At 68.8% G+C, this 17,871-nt stretch carries 18 protein-coding genes; 10 read left to right on the top strand and 8 right to left on the bottom strand.

The window, feature by feature from the left end; genetic code table 11:
* Positions 1 to 253: 253 nt before the first annotated feature.
* A complete protein-coding gene (glgA, locus tag ACSVDM_RS29905) occupies positions 254 to 1,420 on the bottom strand; it encodes a glycogen synthase (protein ID WP_439269048.1) in 1,167 nt (388 codons plus the stop codon).
* A 110-nt stretch (positions 1,421 to 1,530) separates the two neighbouring features.
* On the opposite strand from glgA, the gene glgC reads away from it, so the two are divergent.
* Positions 1,531 to 2,748, top strand: coding sequence for a glucose-1-phosphate adenylyltransferase (gene glgC / locus ACSVDM_RS29900; RefSeq protein ID WP_067637704.1), 1,218 nt, complete (start codon positions 1,531 to 1,533; stop codon positions 2,746 to 2,748).
* Here the strand turns inward: glgC and ACSVDM_RS29895 are convergent, their stop codons facing one another.
* Entirely contained in the window at positions 2,749 to 3,381 is a 633-nt protein-coding gene (locus tag ACSVDM_RS29895) for an O-methyltransferase (RefSeq protein ID WP_067485784.1), read from the bottom strand. It abuts the gene before it with no gap.
* A gap of 280 nt (positions 3,382 to 3,661) precedes the next feature.
* Between ACSVDM_RS29895 and sigE the strand changes: the two genes are divergently transcribed.
* The 7 genes from sigE to ACSVDM_RS29860 all read left to right on the top strand — a co-directional run bounded on the left by sigE (position 3,662) and on the right by ACSVDM_RS29860 (position 9,652).
* Positions 3,662 to 4,330: an RNA polymerase sigma factor SigE gene (sigE, locus tag ACSVDM_RS29890; RefSeq protein WP_084456750.1), complete on the top strand. Its 669-nt coding sequence runs from the start codon at positions 3,662 to 3,664 to the stop codon at positions 4,328 to 4,330.
* A 62-nt stretch (positions 4,331 to 4,392) separates the two neighbouring features.
* Positions 4,393 to 4,761 (top strand): zf-HC2 domain-containing protein, encoded by a 369-nt coding sequence (locus tag ACSVDM_RS29885; RefSeq protein WP_067485782.1) that lies wholly within the window; start codon positions 4,393 to 4,395, stop codon positions 4,759 to 4,761.
* Between the two features lie 10 nt (positions 4,762 to 4,771).
* Positions 4,772 to 6,310, top strand: a complete 1,539-nt coding sequence (locus ACSVDM_RS29880; RefSeq protein ID WP_439269047.1) for a S1C family serine protease — start codon at positions 4,772 to 4,774, stop codon at positions 6,308 to 6,310.
* 33 nt (positions 6,311 to 6,343) lie between these two features.
* Entirely contained in the window at positions 6,344 to 6,766 is a 423-nt protein-coding gene (tatB, locus tag ACSVDM_RS29875) for a Sec-independent protein translocase protein TatB (protein ID WP_067485778.1), read from the top strand.
* Positions 6,767 to 6,948: 182 nt separating this feature from the next.
* A complete protein-coding gene (locus ACSVDM_RS29870; RefSeq protein WP_439269046.1) occupies positions 6,949 to 7,806 on the top strand; it encodes a hypothetical protein in 858 nt (285 codons plus the stop codon).
* Positions 7,807 to 7,922: 116 nt separating this feature from the next.
* Positions 7,923 to 8,495: a hypothetical protein gene (locus tag ACSVDM_RS29865; RefSeq protein WP_067637711.1), complete on the top strand. Its 573-nt coding sequence runs from the start codon at positions 7,923 to 7,925 to the stop codon at positions 8,493 to 8,495.
* Between the two features lie 77 nt (positions 8,496 to 8,572).
* Positions 8,573 to 9,652, top strand: a complete 1,080-nt coding sequence (locus ACSVDM_RS29860; RefSeq protein ID WP_439269045.1) for an XdhC family protein — start codon at positions 8,573 to 8,575, stop codon at positions 9,650 to 9,652.
* A gap of 269 nt (positions 9,653 to 9,921) precedes the next feature.
* On the opposite strand, the gene ACSVDM_RS29855 is transcribed toward ACSVDM_RS29860, so the two are convergent.
* From ACSVDM_RS29855 to dapE, 6 genes are read right to left on the bottom strand one after another with little or no spacing between them, the layout of a single operon-like run.
* Entirely contained in the window at positions 9,922 to 10,860 is a 939-nt protein-coding gene (locus ACSVDM_RS29855; protein ID WP_067485770.1) for a glucosyl-3-phosphoglycerate synthase, read from the bottom strand.
* Positions 10,857 to 11,723 (bottom strand): dihydropteroate synthase, encoded by an 867-nt coding sequence (gene folP / locus ACSVDM_RS29850; protein ID WP_067637719.1) that lies wholly within the window; start codon positions 11,721 to 11,723, stop codon positions 10,857 to 10,859. Before folP ends, ACSVDM_RS29855 begins: the two co-directional genes overlap by 4 nt.
* Positions 11,724 to 11,725: 2 nt before the next feature.
* Positions 11,726 to 13,492 (bottom strand): long-chain-acyl-CoA synthetase, encoded by a 1,767-nt coding sequence (locus ACSVDM_RS29845; RefSeq protein ID WP_439269044.1) that lies wholly within the window; start codon positions 13,490 to 13,492, stop codon positions 11,726 to 11,728.
* A gap of 9 nt (positions 13,493 to 13,501) precedes the next feature.
* Entirely contained in the window at positions 13,502 to 14,053 is a 552-nt protein-coding gene (locus ACSVDM_RS29840) for a TIGR00730 family Rossman fold protein (RefSeq protein ID WP_439269043.1), read from the bottom strand.
* Entirely contained in the window at positions 14,050 to 14,853 is an 804-nt protein-coding gene (locus tag ACSVDM_RS29835) for a TIGR00730 family Rossman fold protein (RefSeq protein WP_356986836.1), read from the bottom strand. Before ACSVDM_RS29835 ends, ACSVDM_RS29840 begins: the two co-directional genes overlap by 4 nt.
* 10 nt (positions 14,854 to 14,863) lie before the next feature.
* On the bottom strand, positions 14,864 to 15,964 hold the full coding sequence (dapE, locus tag ACSVDM_RS29830; RefSeq protein WP_439269042.1) for a succinyl-diaminopimelate desuccinylase: 1,101 nt from the start codon (positions 15,962 to 15,964) through the stop codon (positions 14,864 to 14,866).
* 118 nt (positions 15,965 to 16,082) lie between these two features.
* Here dapE and dapD point away from each other — a divergent pair, with 118 nt between their 5' ends.
* Together dapD and ACSVDM_RS29820 are read left to right on the top strand one after the other, a co-directional pair.
* Positions 16,083 to 17,033, top strand: a complete 951-nt coding sequence (gene dapD, locus ACSVDM_RS29825; protein WP_067637725.1) for a 2,3,4,5-tetrahydropyridine-2,6-dicarboxylate N-succinyltransferase — start codon at positions 16,083 to 16,085, stop codon at positions 17,031 to 17,033.
* Positions 17,034 to 17,168: 135 nt separating this feature from the next.
* Positions 17,169 to 17,786 (top strand): hypothetical protein, encoded by a 618-nt coding sequence (locus ACSVDM_RS29820; RefSeq protein ID WP_181696546.1) that lies wholly within the window; start codon positions 17,169 to 17,171, stop codon positions 17,784 to 17,786.
* The last annotated feature ends 85 nt before the right edge of the window (positions 17,787 to 17,871 follow it).

The following is a 17,871-nucleotide window of genomic DNA, read 5'->3' as shown; positions in this document are numbered from 1 at the left end:
GGCCGCTACGCCGCTTCGCGGCGGACCCTCCTCGAGGTCGGGTCGTGCGGGGCTGGGAATGCGGTCATGGCGGACTTAAGTGGTGCCGTGCGGCTGTGAAGGCGGTAGGTGGCGGACTCGAGTAGTGCCGTGCGGCTGGGCAATGCGGTAGGCGGCGGACCCGAGTGCTGTGTGGGCTGGAGTGCGGTAGGTGACGGACTCGAGTGGTGCCGCGTGGCTGGGATGCGGCAAGGCGCACGTGGCGCGGAGGCTCTCAGCGGATGACTTCGCGATAGACATTCACAGTCTGCTCTGCGATCCTCGCCCAATCGAACTCCGCGATGGCTCGCGCGCGGCCTGCCTGCCCGTAGCGCGTCGCCAGTTCGGGGTCGGCCGCCACCGCGTTCACCGCGGCGGCGAGTGCGCGTTCGTAGTCACCCGAGGCGACCGGGTCGTAGTGCACCAATCGTCCTGTGACACCGTCGGCGACCACTTCTGGGATCCCGCCCACGTCCGAGGCGACGACGGCGGTGGCGCAGGCCATCGCTTCCAGGTTCACGATGCCGAGGGGTTCGTATACCGATGGGCAGACGAAAACTGTTGAGGCCGTGAGGATTTGACGCACTTGTTCGGTGGGGAGCATCTCCTTCACCCAGAACACGTTGCCGCGCTGGTTTTGCAGCTCGTCGACCGCGGCGGCCACTTCCTGCTCGAGTTCCACCGTGTCCGCCGCACCGGCGCACAACACGAGCTGGATGTCGGGGTCGAAATCGGCCGCGGCGGCCAGCAAGTGGCCGACACCCTTCTGCCGGGTGATGCGGCCGACGAACGAGACGATCGGCAGATCGGCACGCACTCCGAGGCGGTCGAGTACCGGCTGCTCAGTGCCGACGGGGGCACCGGGATGCCATACGCCCGCGTCGATGCCGTTGTGCACCACGTGAACCCGGCCGGGGTCGATGGCGGGATAGGCGTCGAGGACGTCGTGGGCCATGCCCTCGCTCACCGCGATCACGGCGTCGGCCTGTTCCATGGCGTTGCGTTCCGACCACGACGACAGGCGGTATCCGCCGCCGAGCTGTTCGGCCTTCCACGGCCTGCGCGGTTCGAGCGAATGCGCGGTGAGCACGTGCGGAATGCCGTACAGCGCACCGGCGAGATGGCCGGCCAGGCCCGCGTACCAGGTGTGCGAATGCACCACGTCCACCGCGCCGACGGCGTCGGCCATCCGCAGCTGCGCCGACATCATCTGCAATGCGGCGTTGGCGGCGTACAGCTCGGGATCGGGCCGGTGCACCACCGCGCCCGTGCGCGGCGCGCCCATGCAGTGCACGGTCACCTCGCACAGTGCGCGCAGCCGGGCGGTGAGCTCGGTGACGTGCACGCCCGCACCGCCGTACACCTCGGGCGGATACTCCCGGGTCAGCATGGCCACCCGCAACGGATCCGCGATCGCTCGTTCCCCGTCGGTGCCATCACTCACGCGGTCCAAATTAGACGCTCGGGTCGACATGGGCCACCGGGTGGGCCCGGGACCTGTACTTTGACAGGGTGAGGAGCCAGCCGCACGTACTCGGGATCGTGCTCGCCGGTGGCGAGGGCAAACGACTGTTTCCGCTCACGGCCGACCGCGCCAAGCCCGCGGTTCCGTTCGGTGGGGCCTACCGGCTGATCGATTTCGTGCTCAGCAACCTGGTCAACGCGGGATATCTGCGCCTGTGCGTCCTCACCCAGTACAAGTCGCATTCGCTGGACCGCCACATCTCCCAGACCTGGCGGCTGTCGGGTTTCACCGGGGAGTACATCACCCCGGTGCCCGCGCAGCAGCGGCTCGGACCGCGCTGGTACACCGGCAGCGCCGACGCGATCATGCAGTCGCTCAACCTGATCTACGACGAGGACCCCGACTACATCGTGGTCTTCGGGGCCGATCATGTGTACCGGATGGACCCGGAACAGATGGTGGCCAGCCATATCGCCTCGGGCGCGGGCGTCACCGTCGCGGGGATCCGGGTGCCGCGTAGTGAGGCGAGCGCGTTCGGGTGCATCGATTCCGACGAGTCCGGGCGCATCACCCAGTTCCTGGAGAAACCCGCCCATCCGCCCGGCACCCCGGACGACCCGAACATGACCTTCGCGTCGATGGGCAACTACGTGTTCACCACCCGCGTGCTCGTCGACGCGATCCGCGCCGACGCGGAGAACTCCGATTCCGATCACGACATGGGCGGCGACATCATCCCGTCGCTGGTCGCGGCCGGGCAGGCCGCCGTCTACGACTTCGCCGACAACGACGTACCCGGCGCCACCGATCGCGACCGGGGCTACTGGCGCGATGTCGGCACCATCGATGCCTTCTACGAGGCGCACATGGACCTGGTCTCGGTGCACCCGGTGTTCAACCTCTACAACAAGCACTGGCCCATCCGCGGCGCCGCCGAGAACCTGCCGCCCGCCAAGTTCGCGCGTGGCGGGCTCGCTCAGGAGTCCATCGTCGGGGCGGGCTCGATCCTGTCGGCGGCCACCGTGCGCAACTCGGTCCTCAGTTCCAACGTGATGATCGACGACGGCGCGACGGTGGAGGGCAGCGTGCTGATGCCCGGCGTGCGCATCGGGCGCGGCGCGGTGGTCCGCCACGCCATTCTCGACAAGAACGTGGTGGTCGGCGAGGGCGAGATCATCGGCGTTGACCTGGACCGGGACCGGGAACGATTCGCCGTGAGCAACGGTGGCGTGGTCACCGTCGGCAAGGGTATCTGGGTGGGGTGACTACCCGCGCGACGCGCAGAGCAACCCGTCGCCGATCGGGATGAGCACGCTGGTGAGCTCGGGATTCTCCGCGATCGCCCTCGTCGCGGCACGCACCGCCTGGGTGGCCGGGTCGCGCTGGGACTGATCGGGGACGCGCCCGCCGAGCAGCGCGTTGTTCAGGATGAACGCACCGCCCTCGCGCAGTAATCGCACACCCTGCTCCACGTAGAGCGGGTGTTCCATGGGCGAGGCGTCGACGAACACCAGGTCGTAGGCGCCGTCGGCCAGGCGCGGCAGCACATCGAGGGCGCGGCCGTTGATGAGCCGGGTGCGCGCGGGCGCGATCTCGGCGGTGCGGAAGGCCTCCTTGGCGGCCCGCTGATGCTCGGGTTCGGAGTCGATGGTGGTGAGGGTTCCGTCCTCACGCATGCCGTCGAGCAGCCACAATCCGCTCACACCCGCGCCGGTGCCCACCTCGACGACCGAGCGGGCGCCGAGCATCTGCGCGTACATGCTCAGCAGCGCGCCGACCGAGGCGGGCACGGGCGCGGCGCCCAATTCGGTGGCCCGCTCGCGCGCGTCGAGGAGGACTTCGTCCTCGACGACGGACTCCTCCACATAGGCCAGGTTCCGCTCCACGTTCGATGCCACAGCTAAGAGGCTATGTCACCGACCGGGTCTGTGTATTCAGCGAAGGCGCCCACGCGGGGTGAGTGTCGGGGCACATCAGGATTCTCAGGTGCCACTCAGGGTCTCCACACGTGCCCCATATCGCGACAGGAAATAGTTGCCACACCAGCCGATCGCGGCGGGTACGAGGCGCGGGAACAACCGCAGACATCCGGCGGTTGTTTCTGACAAGACAAGGTCCGCTGACCCGGACCGGTTCGGTTTCGTGCCGGCGGTCCCGAGTAGGAGGTGTCCCATCCCGATGGTAGACACGGCGCGTTCCGACGCCACACTGCCCGCCCAGACCCTTCCCACCGACTTTCCGCCGTCCGTCGAGGACGATCTCGATGCCGAACTCACCGGCACTGCGGCTTTCGACGCCACCGGTGACCGCACGGTGATGCCGTCGTGGGACGAACTGGTCCGCGAGCACGCCGACCGGGTCTACCGCCTCGCCTACCGGTTGTCCGGCGACGCCCAGGACGCCGAGGACCTCACCCAGGAAACCTTCATCCGGGTGTTCCGATCCCTGCAGAGCTACCAGCCGGGCACGTTCGAAGGCTGGTTGCACCGCATCACCACGAACCTGTTCCTCGACATGGTCCGCAGGCGCAATCGCATCCGCATGGAGGCCTTACCCGAGGACTACGACCGGGTGCCCGCCGAGGGGCCGACGCCCGAGGACGCCTACCACGACTCCCGCCTCGACCCGGACCTGCAGAAGGCGCTCGACGCCCTCGCGCCGGAGTTCCGCGCGGCCGTGGTGCTGTGTGACATCGAGGGCCTGTCCTACGAGGAGATCGGCGCCACGCTCGGCGTCAAGCTGGGCACTGTGCGCAGCCGCATCCACCGCGGGCGCCAGGCACTGCGCGACTACCTTGCGCATAATGGAATAGAGCAGCGATACTCCGCTGACACCTACGCAGGGTGACGGCCGCGAGCGGCCACACCCGGCCTGGTCGGGTTGATGTCGGTCGGAAGGAAGAACTCCGCATGAGCGTGGATCCAGCATCCTCAGGTCGCACACCGCGCTTTCAGCCCACCGAGCATCTGGCCAGCGAGGCGATCGCGGCCTACGTCGACGGCGAGCTGCGCATGAACGCCTATCTGCGTGCCGCCCAGCATCTCTCGGTGTGCCCCGAATGCGCCGCCGAAGTCGACGCCCAGCAGCAGGCGCGGATCGCGCTGCGCCGGGCGGGCGAAATCGCCGTCCCACGCAGCCTGCACGACAGCCTCAGCCGCATCCCGCTGGCCGAACTGCCCGCCGCCGCACCCGAACCTCCCCGCCGTAACGAGGCATTTCTCGGATTCCTGACCGATTCGTTCCCCGCAGCCCGGTGGACTACGTGGCGGCGCAAGTAGAGTCACGGGCGTGACAGGCGAATCGACGAATCCCGGATCGACCGACAACTCGGATTCGGCGGCGTCACGGGGGAATCTGCGGCCCTCCGACGCGCCGACCCTCGGCCCGCGTCCGGTGTACCGGCCGCACATCGACAGCCATACCGCGCACGCGTTCCGCCGCCCGAACGGCCAGACGGGTTCGTTCGCCCCGCACGACCCGATGCGCGATGGCAAGCGTTCCGACGACGGCGAGCTGGTCGATCGCCGGCCGCCGGACGGTGTGCTCGCCGAGGCGTTCGCCCGCCCCGAGGGCTCCGACGAACTGTTGCAGCGCGAACCCGATTCCGGCGAACGCAAGATCGTCGTCGCGGGTCCGGTCGACCCCTGGCGCGACCCGGCCGCGGGCGCGCGCCTCGGCGCCCCGGCGATCGAGACACCCGAAGCCGCTCCGCTGCCTGTGGCTCCCAAACTGTCGGCCCGCGAGGTGCTGTTCGGCTCCCGTGTCGCGCCCAAGGCACTGGCCTTGCTCGCCGTGATCGCGCTCGGTATCGCCGTCGTCGGTGGGCTGGTCGGGCGGATCACCGCCGAGACCGCGTCCACCCTCACCTCGCGCAAGGTCACCCTCCAGCAGAGCGAGAGCTCCGATTCCCCGCACGGCAAGATCGCGGCCGTCGCCGACGCGGTGCTGCCGTCGGTGGTGTCGATCCAGGTCATCATCGGTGACGGCGGGCCGTCCGGCTCGGGTGTCGTCCTCGACGCCGAGCAGGGCTACATCGTCACCAACAACCACGTGATCTCGGCGGCGGCCACCGACAAGTCCGGCAACGCCAAGATCCAGATCGAATTCTCCGACAACACCCGGGTGCCTGCCCAGATCGTCGGGCGCGATCCCAAGACCGACCTCGCGGTGCTCAAGGTCGACGCCGACAACCTCACCGAGGCGAACCTCGGCCGCTCCGACGACGTGCAGGTGGGCGACGACGTGCTCGCCATCGGTTCGCCGCTCGGCCTGGAGAAAACCGTCACCTCCGGCATCGTCAGCGCGCTGCACCGTCCGGTGAGCCTCGGTGGCGAGGGCACCGACACCAATGCCGTGATCGACGCGGTGCAGACCGACGCCTCGATCAACCCCGGTAACTCCGGTGGCGCCCTCGTCGACATGGACGGCAGGCTGATCGGCGTCAATACGGCTATCAAGAGCAACACCGGTAACTCGGTGGGTCTCGGGTTCGCCATCCCGATCGATGTGGTCACCTCCATCGCGCAGACCCTGATCCGCGACGGCAAGGTCAACCACCCGCAGCTCGGGCTCAGCGCGCGCACCAAGGCCGTCGCCAACGAGTTGCGCAGCGGCGCCGCCGTGGCCGACGTGGTGGCGGGCGGACCTGCGGCCAAGGCGGGCATCGTCGAGGGCGACGTGATCGTCAAGGTCGGTGACCGCATCGTCGAGGGCCCCGACGAACTGGTCGTCGCGGTGCAGTCGCACAAGATCGGCGAGCGGGTGAACGTGCAGTTGATCCGCGATGGCAGGCAGGTGGACGTGCCCGTCACCCTCGAATCCGACTGAGCTGCGACGACGCGCGCCGGGTAACCTGGGATCGTGTTCAGCAACATCGGGTGGAGCGAGATGATGATCCTGCTCGTCGCCGCCCTCGTGATCCTCGGCCCGGAGCGCCTGCCCGGGGCGATCCGCTGGACCACGTCGTCGCTGCGTCAGGTGCGCGACTACGCCAGCGGGGCCACCTCCACGCTCAAGCAGGAACTCGGTCCGGAGTTCGACGAGCTGCGCAAACCGCTCGCCGAACTCAACGAGCTGCGCGGGATGACACCGCGTGCCGCGGTCACCAAGCATCTACTCGGCGGTGACGACTCGGTGCTGCGCGATCTGGAGAAGGCCGTGCCGGACCGCAAAGAGCTGTTCGGCACGAGCAGCGGAATGCCCGGCAGCGGGCCCTCGTTGTCGAAGGCGCCCAAGCCGTTGGAGCACAACGAGCGGCCGCCGATCGACTCCGACGCCACCTGACCCCGGCGAACAGACCACACGGTCGTCATTTGCCACCCGATCGCGCGTACCGCCGATGTCCGTGCCGACCTCGCCGTCTTTGTGGTTGCCGACAGGCATACCTCGATCGGCGTTGTGCGCCAAGACATTCGATGTCAATCGTTATAGACACGAATCGCCGTCCAGCTGTCTAGACTTCGCACATGTCGGCCGATGACGTGGCACGAGTCTTCGCGATCGAAGACAAGGTCGAGAGACTCAAAGCAGCCACCGACGGGGTGGCGGCTGCCCAGCAGACCATCAACGAACTCACCAGGATCCGCCGCGCCGTGATCCGCGAACTCCACGCCGAGGGCTGGACGTTCGCCCGCATCGGCGCCGCAGCGGGCTTGTCGCGGGCGCGCATCCACCAGGTGAGCACCCAGGGTCCGGTGCCCGAAGGGCTGTTCTTCGGACACGGCACGCTCACCGTGCTGGCCCCGGAGGCCCGCACGGGCAGACTGCTCGGCGCACCCGATCCGGCGGCCGCGCAACGGCTGGCCGAGCTGCTGCGCCAGCTCGGTTTCGTGGCGACGGTCGAAACGTTCCTGCCGGGCAGACCCATCGATCTCAACCGTGACGGCCTGGTGATCCTCGGCGGGCCCGAGCTGTCGCCGAGCCTGCGTCAGCTGGTGGCGGCCGATCCACGACTGCGGCGCACCGTCACTCGCGCGGGCGACACCCGGCGCGGCATCGAGGACCGGGCCGCGCGCCGCGTCTACCGGCCCGGCGGCACCGAACCACACGACATCGCCTACCTGGCCAGGCTGCCCCGACCCGACCGGCGCGGCACCGTGATGCTCATCGACGGGCTGCACCCGCCGGGTTCCCTGGGTGCGATCCGGTTGCTGGCCACCCGGCTGGCGACGCTGCACGAGCGGGCGAGCACGCATCTGTTCTCGGTTCTCATCGCCGTGCGATACGACCGCACGACCGGCGAACCGGTCGATGCAGACCTACTCACCCCGGTTTATCGGCACGAAACCGACCAAAAGTCCGCTGCGAACCGGACTCGCCCATAACTGCATCTAAACAACGGACACTTTGTGATCTGCATCACGGTAATGTTATAGATCACAACCCGAGCCCGATGGTTAGATTGCTAGCGAGTAACCGAGTGTGAGTAGGTGAGCTTCACATGTTCTCGTCTCCCGAGGCCAATGCCTGCCGGGTCCTGCCCGTGCGAGCGGCCGGCGTCGCGGGCCCCCGGCCTGTTCCCGCGTCCGACATCGACTCCGTCGGCGGTGAGGTGGTCGTGACGACCCACCGCGTGACCTACAGCGACCGTTTGAAGGTCTTCATCGGCCCGCACGAGGACGTGGACAGCTTCCTGCGCCCGCTGCGCCGGATGGACGGTCATCAGCGCTTCGCGCTCGATCTGACGGTGCTGCCCGAGCCCATGCCCGCCACCGAGGTGACGGCATCGGTGAGCGCGGCCCGGGGCGATCTGGCGCTGCGCTGCACCGGCTCCGCCGACGCGATGACGCTGCAGCTGCGCACCACGGTCGACCATCTGCCGCGCCGCTACACCCTCGGGTTCCCCGGCAGCCGCCTCGGGCTGCCCACGGTGTACGTGCCGCACGGCGACGACGACACCTACGTCTACCCCGAGGAGGTCTTCACCGCCGAGTACGCGGCGCAGATCTTCCACGAGTTCTTCCATCAGGGCGCCGTGCCCGCCGGTCTCCAGCACCGCGAAATCCTCGACTGAGCTTTCACCGCGCCGGGATGCTCGCGGTTAGCTAGGCTGGACCGAAAGGTCACAGTCGGTGGAGAGGCCGGTGGGCGATGCGCGATCTGCTCGGGCAGGTGCTCGATCTGCTCGCCGAGGGGCCGGTGGCGCTGGCCCGGATCGTCGACCGGATCGGGGCGGGGCCGCGCGATACCGGGGCCGCGATGGTGGTCACCCCGGATGGTCGGGTCGTCGGCTCGCTCTCGGGTGGATGCGTCGAGGCGGCGCTATTGGTGACGGCCCAACAGGTGCTCGCCGACGGCTCCGCCTGTGTGGAGCGGTTCGCGGCAGCCGACGAGCTCACCGTCGGACTGCCGTGTGGCGGGGAGATCGAGGTCTTCGTCGAACGGCTCGACCACGCCGATCTTCCGCTGCTGCGAGAACTGCGTGGCGCGCTCACCGCGCACCAGCCCATCGCCTACGCCACGACTCTCGAATCCACCCCGGATCGCCGGCTGCTGCGGCCCGGGCAGGTCACGCCGTGGCGCGGCCTCGACCAGGACGCGGCCGCGCTGCTCACCGCGGGCCACAACGGCATGGTCGGCGCCCAGGACTGCACGCCTGCCGCCGCGACCCGCCCCCGCACCTTCGTCCAGGTGTTCCGCTCCCCCGCCCACATGATCCTGGCAGGGGCCAACGACTACACCCGCGCCCTCACCACGGCCGCCACTCAGCTCGGCTATCGCGTCACCGTCGTCGACGCCCGCGAAACCTTCACCACCCCCGCACTTTTCCCCACCGCCGACGAAGTGGTCGTCGACTGGCCCCACCGTTACCTGGCCGCCGAAGCCGCGGCGGACCGCATCGACGACCGCACGGTCGTCTGCGTCCTCACCCACGACCCCAAATTCGACGTCCCCATGCTGGCCACCGCCCTCGACCTGCCGGCAGTCGCCTTCATCGGCGCCCTCGGTTCCCGCCGAGCCCACCGCGACCGCACCACCCGCCTCCGCGACCACGGCCTCTCCCCCACCACCATCGCCCGCATCCACAGCCCCCTCGGCCTCGACCTGGGCGCCCACACCCCCGAGGAAACCGCCGTCTCCATCCTCGCCCAGATCCTCGCCACCCGAACCGACACCTCGGCCCGCCCCCTCACCACCCTGACCGGCCCCATCCACCCCCGAACACCCTGAGCCCCTCGACGCTGATGCCGCGCGGACCGTTTTCGCTTCCGATAGCCGCGCCGCGGCCGATCGGTACGTAGGCCGTCGAGTTCGGCGTCGGTCGCGCGGGAAAGGTCGACCGCGCCCACTCGGTCACGTGGACCGATACACACAACGAACTCCCGCTCGGAGTGGACGAACAGCGTCGTCGGCAGCCCCCACAGTCGAGCCACGCGGCAAGGGGTGCGCGCGCCGACGACCGCCTCATCGCAGGACGACGAGGCGGTCGGGGGAAGGTGTCAGGCGGCGACCTGTTCGGGGCGGAGGGTTTTCATCGGCGGTCGGTCTTCGAGGGAGACCTCGGTGGTGTGGGGGATGAACTCGCCTGCGATGAGGGGGAATTGGGTGAGGGGGGCGCCGGAGTCGGGGACGCCGCTGCGGCGCAGGGCGGTGCCGAGGATCTGGCGGCTCATCACGCCGAGGTCGGACAGGGGGCGGTTGCGGTGGGTGCGCACGCCGAGGTTCACCTGGGTGATGGCGTCGAGGCCCAGGCGATCGTAGGTGTCGAGCAGCAGGCCGATCTCCACGCCGTAGCCGGGGGCGAAGGGGACGGCGGTGAGCAGTTCGCGGGTGCCCGCGTATTCACCGCCGAGCGGTTGCAACACCTGGACCAGTTCGGGGCGCAGCGCCGCCAGCAGGGGGCGGGCGACCAGTTCGGTGACCCGGCCACCGCCGTTGGCGTCCACGGACTCGCCTTGGCGCAGCGGGCGCCGGTAGTAGGCCTTGGACAGGTGGGTGCCGGGCATGGTCAGCAGCGGGCCGAGCAGCTTGGGCACGAACGCCGGATCGGGATCGATGAGATCGGAGTCGACGAAGGCGATGAGGTCACCGGAGGTGCAGGCCAGCGACCGCCACAGCGCCTCGCCCTTGCCCGCGACCGGCTCGAGCTCGGGCACGGCCTCCTCGCGGGTCACCACCTCGGCACCCGCGCGCCGCGCACGTTCGGCGGTGGCATCGGTGGATCCGGAGTCGAGCACGATCAGTTCGTCGACGAGGGTGCCGAGCAGCGGCCGGATACTGGCCACCACGTCGGCGACGGTGTCCTGTTCGTCGAGGGCGGGCAGCACCACCGAAACGGTGCGACCCGCTTTGGCGGCGACCAGGTCGCCGACCGTCCAGTCAGGGGTGTCCCAGGTGTGGGTAGTGGCCCAGGCGGGCTCGCGGTGTTGGATTTTCATGCCAGACCTCGCAGAGTTCGTGCGGGGGGCCGGATGCCCTGGATTGCGGCGATCATGTCCACGACCCGCCGGGTCTCGGCGACTTCGTGAACCCGGAAGACCCGAGCGCCCGCGGCGGCCGCCCACGCGGTTGCCGCCAGTGTGCCCTCGACCCTCTCGGTCAGACCGACACCTAGAGTCTCCCCGATAAAGTCCTTGTTACTCAGGGCCATCAGCACTGGCCACCCGGTTTTTACGAGACTGTCGATTCCACGCAACAACTCGAGCCCGTGATAGGTGTTTTTTCCGAAATCGTGAGTGGGATCGATCACGATTCCGTCGCGACGCACCCCGGCGGCGGCCGCGCGTTCGGCCGCGGCGGCCACGGTGGCGGTCACTTCGGCGACCACGTCGGCGTAGCGGACCCGGTGCGGACGGGTGCGCGGCACGGCGCCACCGGTGTGGCTGCAGACGATCCCGGCACCCAGGTCGGCGGCCACGTGCACCAGTTCAGGGTCGGCCCCGGCCCAGGTGTCGTTGACGAGGTCGGCACCGGCCGCAACGGCATCCCCGGCGACCTTGCCGCGCCAGGTGTCCACACTGATCAACAGCTCCGGGTACTTCTCCCGGATCGCCGCGACGAACGGAACCACCCGTCGCGTTTCCTCGGCCGCGTCGACCGTGTCGCCCGGCCCGGCCTTCACCCCGCCGATGTCGACCAGATCGGCGCCTTCGTCGACGGCCCGCGTCACCCGGTCCATCGCGGCCCGGTCGGTGAAGGTGGCGCCCCGGTCGTAGAACGAATCGGGGGTGCGGTTCACGATCGCCATCACCAGCGCGCGATCGGTCGGCACGGGCCGACCACAGAAGGTTGGTTCAGGCATCGCTATCGCGGAGCTCTACCCGCGGCGACGTCGTCGGCGTAGCCGTCGTAGGCCGGGACGTAGCCCTCGGTCGGTCCGCTGAGCACATACAGCTGCCCCTCGGCGTCGGCGGCGTAGCCCTGCTTGCGCAGTTCCACCTTGCGGCTCTTGAAGGTGGAGGTCTGCTCGAGTTCGGCGACCACCCGGACGAACAGCGGCACCGCGTAGAGCGGCAGCCGCTCGTAGACGGTGGCGGCCAGCCCCTTGCCGTCGAATTCGGCATCGGGGTGCAGGGTGATCGCGGCCATGCCCGCCTTGCCGTCGGTGCCGGGGATGTCCACACCGAACACCACCGCCTGCTCGACGCTCGGGTGCTGATCGAGCGCGCCCTCCACCTCGGTGGTGGCGACGTTCTCGCCCTTCCAGCGGAAGGTGTCACCGAGCCGGTCGACGAACGCGATGTGCCAGAAGTGCTGGTCGCGCACCAGGTCGCCGGTGTCGAACCAGCAGTCACCCTTCTTGAACCCGTCGCGGACCAGCTTGGATTCGGAGGCCTTCGCATCGGTGTAACCGTCGAAGGGCTGACGGTTGTTCACCTTCGCCAGCAGCAGTCCGACGCCACCGGAACGCACTTTGCGCAGCTTCCCGTCCGGTCCACGACGCGGCTTACCGGTCTCGTCGTCGTATTCGACCACCGCGTACGGCAGCGGGCACAGCCCGGCCGTGCGGTCGACCCCGAAGGCGTTGACGAAGGCGAGCGGCGCCTCGCTCGACCCGTAGAACTCCACCACCCGGTCGATGCCGAAGCGGCGCCGGAACTCGTCCCACAGCTCCGGCCGCAGCCCGTTGCCGACGACGAGCCGTACTCGGTTGTTCTTCTCCTCGGGGTGTACGGGCTGGTTGAGCAGGTAGCGGCACAGCTCACCGATATAGATGAACGCCGTCGCCCCTTCGCGGGCGATCTCGGCCCAGAAACCGGAGGCGGAGAACTTACGCGCGAGCACATAGGTCGACTCACCGGCCAGCACCGCCGACAGCGCCACCGTGAGCGCGTTGTTGTGGTACAGCGGCAGGCAGCAGTACAGCGCGTCGTCGCCGCGCAACCGCACGCCGAGCCCGCCGAGCCCGGCCATGCTCTTGGTCCAGCGCAGGTGGGTCATCACGCTGGCCTTCGGCATGCCGGTGGTGCCGGAGGTGAAGATCAGGAACGCGCGTTCGCCCGCCGTCACCTGCTCACAGACCGCCGGATCGGAAGCTGTTGCGCCACGCGCGGATTCGGCGAGCTCCTCGGACATGAGCACGGTCGCCGGTGCCTCGGGCAGCGACTCGAGCGCTTCGACGCATTCCTCGCCGACCACGACCAGCACGCTGTCGAGCAGACCAATGCTGTGGGCCAGCACCTGATCGCGCTGGTTGTAGTTGAGCAACCCGACGGTGGCGCCGAGCTTGAGCACCGCGAGGACGGTGAACAGCGTCTCGGGACGGTTGGTCATGAGCACGCCGACCACGTCGCCGCGATCGACTCCGCGCGCGGAAAGCACTGCGGCGTACCGGTTCACCTCGCTGTTGGCGGCGCGATAGGTGTAGGAACGGCCTTCGAAGCGCAGGAACACCCGGTCGGGCCGCCGGTGGGCGAGCCGCTGGAAGTACTTGCCGATGGAGGCTTTGTCCTTGGGCCCCACCAGCATTCCCGGTGCGTTGCGCAGCATGCGCGGTGCGTCCATGGCCATGCCGGGCAGCTTCTTGGCCAGGTCGAACACACTGACGGTGTCGCGGGCGTCGTTGCTCACGTCGATCTCCTACCCTCGGGCCGCGGCCGGTGTCAACGCGGCGAACGCGGCTGGCAGGTCGGCGGCCACGACGATGCGGTCGCGCGCCTGCTGTGTGACAATCTTGCGCTCGAACAGCTCGTCCAACCAGCCGAACAGCCCGCGGTAGAAACCGTCGGCGTCGAGCACCACCACGGGTTTGGTGTGTTCGCCCAGGTAACCGCCGGTCCAGGTTTCGAAGAATTCCTCGAGCGTCCCGACGCCGCCGGGCAGGGTGAGGAAGGCGTCGGCGCGTTCTTCCATCAGCTGTTTGCGCTGGCGCATGGTGTCGGTGACGAGCAGTTCGTCGGCGGCGGTATCGGCGACCTCGCGGTGCACCAGATGCTTGGGGATCACCCCGACGGTGTGCGCGCCGCCCGCCCGCGCGGCCGCCGCGACCGCGCCCATCATCGACACCCGGCCGCCGCCGGACACCAGTTGCCAACCGCGACGGGCGATTTCGGTGCCCACCTGGGACGCCAGGTCGATCAGTTCCGGTTCGGTTGTACTCGCCGAGCAGTAAACGCAGATCGAGTAGCTCACCACTGATCCTCGGTGCCGAGCCGTTCGATGTCGCTGTTGCCGCTGCCGGTCGCCTCCTTGACGATGCGCACCACGTCTTCGACGCTGTCGGTGACCTGGATGAGGTCGAGATCCTCCGGCGAGATCTTGCCCGACCCGGCCAGCGAATTGCGCATCCACTCCACCAGCCCGGACCAGTAGGCGGTGCCGAACAGGATGATCGGGAAGCGGGTGATCTTGCGGGTCTGCACCAGGGTGAGCGCCTCGAACAGTTCGTCGAGGGTGCCGAAACCGCCGGGCAGGCAGACGAAGGCCTGCGAGTACTTCACGAACATCGTCTTGCGGACGAAGAAGTAGCGGAAGTTGATCCCCAGATCGACCCAGTCGTTGAGGCCCTGTTCGAACGGCAACTCGATGCCGAGACCGATCGAATACCCGCCCGCCTCCGAGGACCCACGGTTGGCCGCCTCCATCGCCCCCGGCCCGCCGCCGGTGATGATCGCGAAACCGGCGTCGGTGAGCGCGGACCCGATCGCCCGTGCCGCCGCGTACTCCGGGTGGTCGACCGGCGTGCGCGCCGAGCCGAACACCGTGACGGCGGGCGGCACCTCGGCCAGCGCGCCGAAGCCCTCGACGAACTCGGCCTGGATCCGCAGCACCCGCCACGGGTCCGTGTGCACCCACTCGCTGTCCTGACGGGTGTCGAGAAGATTGCGGTCCGCGGTCCGTGCTCCCGGCTTGCGTTCGCGTCGGAACATCACCGGCCCACGGAACTTCGGTTTGGCCTTCCCCACCTGTTCATCCACGGATTCGCTCGACATGTCCTCCACGCTACTGGGCACCCGCGGTGAGGTAGGTGCGCAGCATGGCGGTGACGGCGGTGATCTGGCTGAGCGGGACGTGTTCGTCGCGCTTGTGGGCGAGGTTGGGGTCGCCGGGGCCGAAGTTCACGGCGGGGATGCCACGGGCGGCGAAGCGCGAGACGTCGGTCCAGCCGTACTTGGCGCGCACTCCGCCGCCGCCGTGGGCGTTGACCGAGTCGATGAGGCTGCGCGCGGCCGGTGCGGTGAGACCGGGCAGGGCGCCGGGCGAGGAATCGGTGACCCGGAAGCTCACGTCGAGTCCGTCGAAGACCTCGCGCACGTGGGCGATGGCCTGCTCGACCGTGCGGTCGGGGGCGTAGCGGAAGTTCACGTCCACCTCGGCCACGTCGGGCACCACATTGCCCGCGACGCCACCGGACACGCGCACCGCCGAGAGCCCTTCGCGGTACACGCAGCCGTCGATGTCGACCTGGCGCGCCTCGTAGGCGGCCAGCCGTTCCAGCACCGGCGCCAGCGCGTGAATCGCGTTCTCCCCCAGCCAGGCCCGGGCCGAATGCGCGCGCACACCGGACGTGCTCAACCGCACGCGCAGCGTGCCCTGGCAGCCCGCCTCGATCCAGCCGCCGGAGGGTTCGCCGAGCACGGCGAGGTCGCCGTCGAGCCACTCGGGCATATCGCGTTCGATGTGGTTGAGGCCGTTGAACTCGGCGGCGATCTCCTCACCGTCGTAGAAGATGAGCGTGAGGTCGTGGGCCGGGTCGGTGATGGTGGCGGCCAGATGCAGGAATACCGCGTCACCGGACTTCATGTCGACGGTGCCGCAGCCGAACAGCACCGGCTCCCCGTCCACCTCGGCGGGCCTGCTCGGCACGTTGTCGGCGATGGGCACCGTGTCCAGGTGCCCGGCCAGGATCACCCGGGTCGGCAGGCCGAGGTTCGTGCGCGCCAGCACCACATTGCCGTGCCGCTTGATCTCGAAACCGGTGGTCTGATCGCGCAGCGCCTGCTCGACCAGGTCCGCGATGGCGGCCTCGTCGCGGGAAACGCTCGGCACATCCACCAGGGCGGCGGTCAACTGGACGGGGTCGGCGCGCAAATCGAGAGTCACATCTCGACAGTAGTACGCGCGTACGACGCCGTGTCCGGGTGCGGGAATCGGACCGGGTGGTCCATCGCACAGCCCCCGCGCCACCTCGACCTGGATCGAGGCGGCAAAATGTGGTCTCGTGAGCACTCAAGGAGCAAGCGCAGTCGGTATCGCCACCATCACCTCGGACGGCACCGTCCTCGACACCTGGTACCCGAGCCCGGAGCTGGGCGAGTTCACCGAGACCGGCTCCCAGCGCCTCGACGCGGCCGACGCGCCGGAGTTCGCCGACCTGCTCGGCCCCGACAAGGCGCGCGGCGTGGAGGTGGTCGCGGTGCGCACCACCATCGCCGACCTGTCGGCTGCCCCCACCGACGCCCACGACGTGTACCTGCGCCTGCACCTGCTCTCGCACCGCCTGGTCCAGCCGCACGGCCTGAGCCTGGACGGCCAGTTCGGCCTGCTCAGCAATGTGGTGTGGACCAACCACGGCCCGTGCGCGGTGGAGGGTTTCGAGCAGACCCGGATCAAGCTGCGCGCCCGCGGCCCGGTGACCGTGTACAGCATCGACAAGTTCCCCCGCATGGTCGACTACGTGGTGCCCTCGGGTGTGCGGATCGGCGACGCCGATCGCGTCCGCCTCGGTGCGCACCTGGCCTCGGGCACCACCGTGATGCACGAGGGCTTCGTGAACTTCAACGCGGGCACCCTCGGCAACTCGATGGTCGAGGGCCGTATCTCGGCCGGTGTCGTGGTGGGCGACGGTTCCGACATCGGTGGCGGCGCGTCGACGATGGGCACGCTGTCGGGCGGCGGAACCACCGTCATCTCGGTCGGTGAGCGCAGCCTGCTCGGCGCCAACGCGGGTCTCGGCATTCCGCTCGGTAACGACTGCGTGCTCGAGGCGGGCCTGTACCTGACCGCCGGAACCAAGGTCACCGCGCCCGACGGCACCGTCGTCAAGGCCGCCACCCTGGCCGGGCAGAACAATCTGCTGTTCCGCCGCAATTCGACCACCGGTGCGGTGGAAGTGGTGCCGCGCAAGGGCACCGGTATCGAGCTCAATGCCGCGCTGCACGCCAACGACTGAATCCCGCATTCGGCAATATCGCATTTATTGCGGTTTGTTGACGACGGGTATCCCGTTGCGGCAAGGCTTTTCGGGTCCGCTAGCTTGAATTCGCCCACCCGGTCGGGGGGCTTTCGAATGTGGAGGGATTCAAGTATGAAGTTCGGAAAGTTCACTACTGCTGTTGTGATGTCGGTTGTCGCGGTGGGGATTACCGCGGCCACCGCCAACGGTCAGCCCGCCGTGGCGACCGAACAGCCCGCGGTGGTGGCTGCGGGGGGCGTGACTTCGGGTGTGAGCAACGGGATCGACTACACCACCGCGGTGTCGCCCACCGACAAGACCATCACCTGGGCGGTCGACAACGGCCGCTTCGAGCTGGCCGCCGACGGCTCGGCCGTGCTGCTGCGCAACGCCGAGGGCGTCACCGTCGACCAGACGGCGCTGCGCTCGGAGGTCGCGGGTCTGCCGATCTCGGTGACCCCGCAGATCGCCGAGGACGGCCGTAGCGTGAAGCTGGCCGCCTCGATGACGCCGGAGGACACCGCCAAGCTCGGCAATATCGCCGAACTGAAGGACATCAGCTCCTACGACCGCCTGATGGCCCAGGTCAACAAGAACCTGCCGGGCATCGCGATCGGTGGCATCATCGGCGCGTTCTTCCCGTTCCTGTGGCTGTTCACCATCCCCGCCGGGATGCTGATCGGTGGTTACGTGATGGGTGGTCAGGAGTTCCTGGACGCGGTGATCGCGTTCGCGACCGGCCAGCCCTGATCCGCTGAACCGAAAGGCCCCGCACTCGCCCGAGTGCGGGGCCTTTTCGTTGCCCAGGTGACGAAGCCGATACTCGACGCGGCCG

Origin of the sequence: Nocardia sp. JW2 (assembly GCF_051843015.1) — a bacterium.
Lineage (GTDB): Bacteria > Actinomycetota > Actinomycetes > Mycobacteriales > Mycobacteriaceae > Nocardia > Nocardia coubleae.
Note: the sequence above shows the minus strand (reverse complement) of the source record. Positions and strands in the feature narration are given on the sequence as shown.

Excerpts from the sequence above, each read along its gene's own strand:
- sigE (WP_084456750.1), top strand. The coding sequence starts at position 3,662 with ATGGTAGACACGGCGCGTTCCGACGCCACACTGCCCGCCCAGACCCTT.
- ACSVDM_RS29865 (WP_067637711.1), top strand. The coding sequence starts at position 7,923 with ATGTTCTCGTCTCCCGAGGCCAATGCCTGCCGGGTCCTGCCCGTGCGA.
- folP (WP_067637719.1), bottom strand. The coding sequence starts at position 11,723 with ATGCCTGAACCAACCTTCTGTGGTCGGCCCGTGCCGACCGATCGCGCG.
- ACSVDM_RS29835 (WP_356986836.1), bottom strand. The coding sequence starts at position 14,853 with ATGTCGAGCGAATCCGTGGATGAACAGGTGGGGAAGGCCAAACCGAAG.
- ACSVDM_RS29855 (WP_067485770.1), bottom strand. The coding sequence starts at position 10,860 with ATGAAAATCCAACACCGCGAGCCCGCCTGGGCCACTACCCACACCTGG.
- ACSVDM_RS29820 (WP_181696546.1), top strand. The coding sequence starts at position 17,169 with ATGAAGTTCGGAAAGTTCACTACTGCTGTTGTGATGTCGGTTGTCGCG.
- ACSVDM_RS29885 (WP_067485782.1), top strand. The coding sequence starts at position 4,393 with ATGAGCGTGGATCCAGCATCCTCAGGTCGCACACCGCGCTTTCAGCCC.
- ACSVDM_RS29860 (WP_439269045.1), top strand. The coding sequence starts at position 8,573 with ATGCGCGATCTGCTCGGGCAGGTGCTCGATCTGCTCGCCGAGGGGCCG.
- ACSVDM_RS29870 (WP_439269046.1), top strand. The coding sequence starts at position 6,949 with ATGTCGGCCGATGACGTGGCACGAGTCTTCGCGATCGAAGACAAGGTC.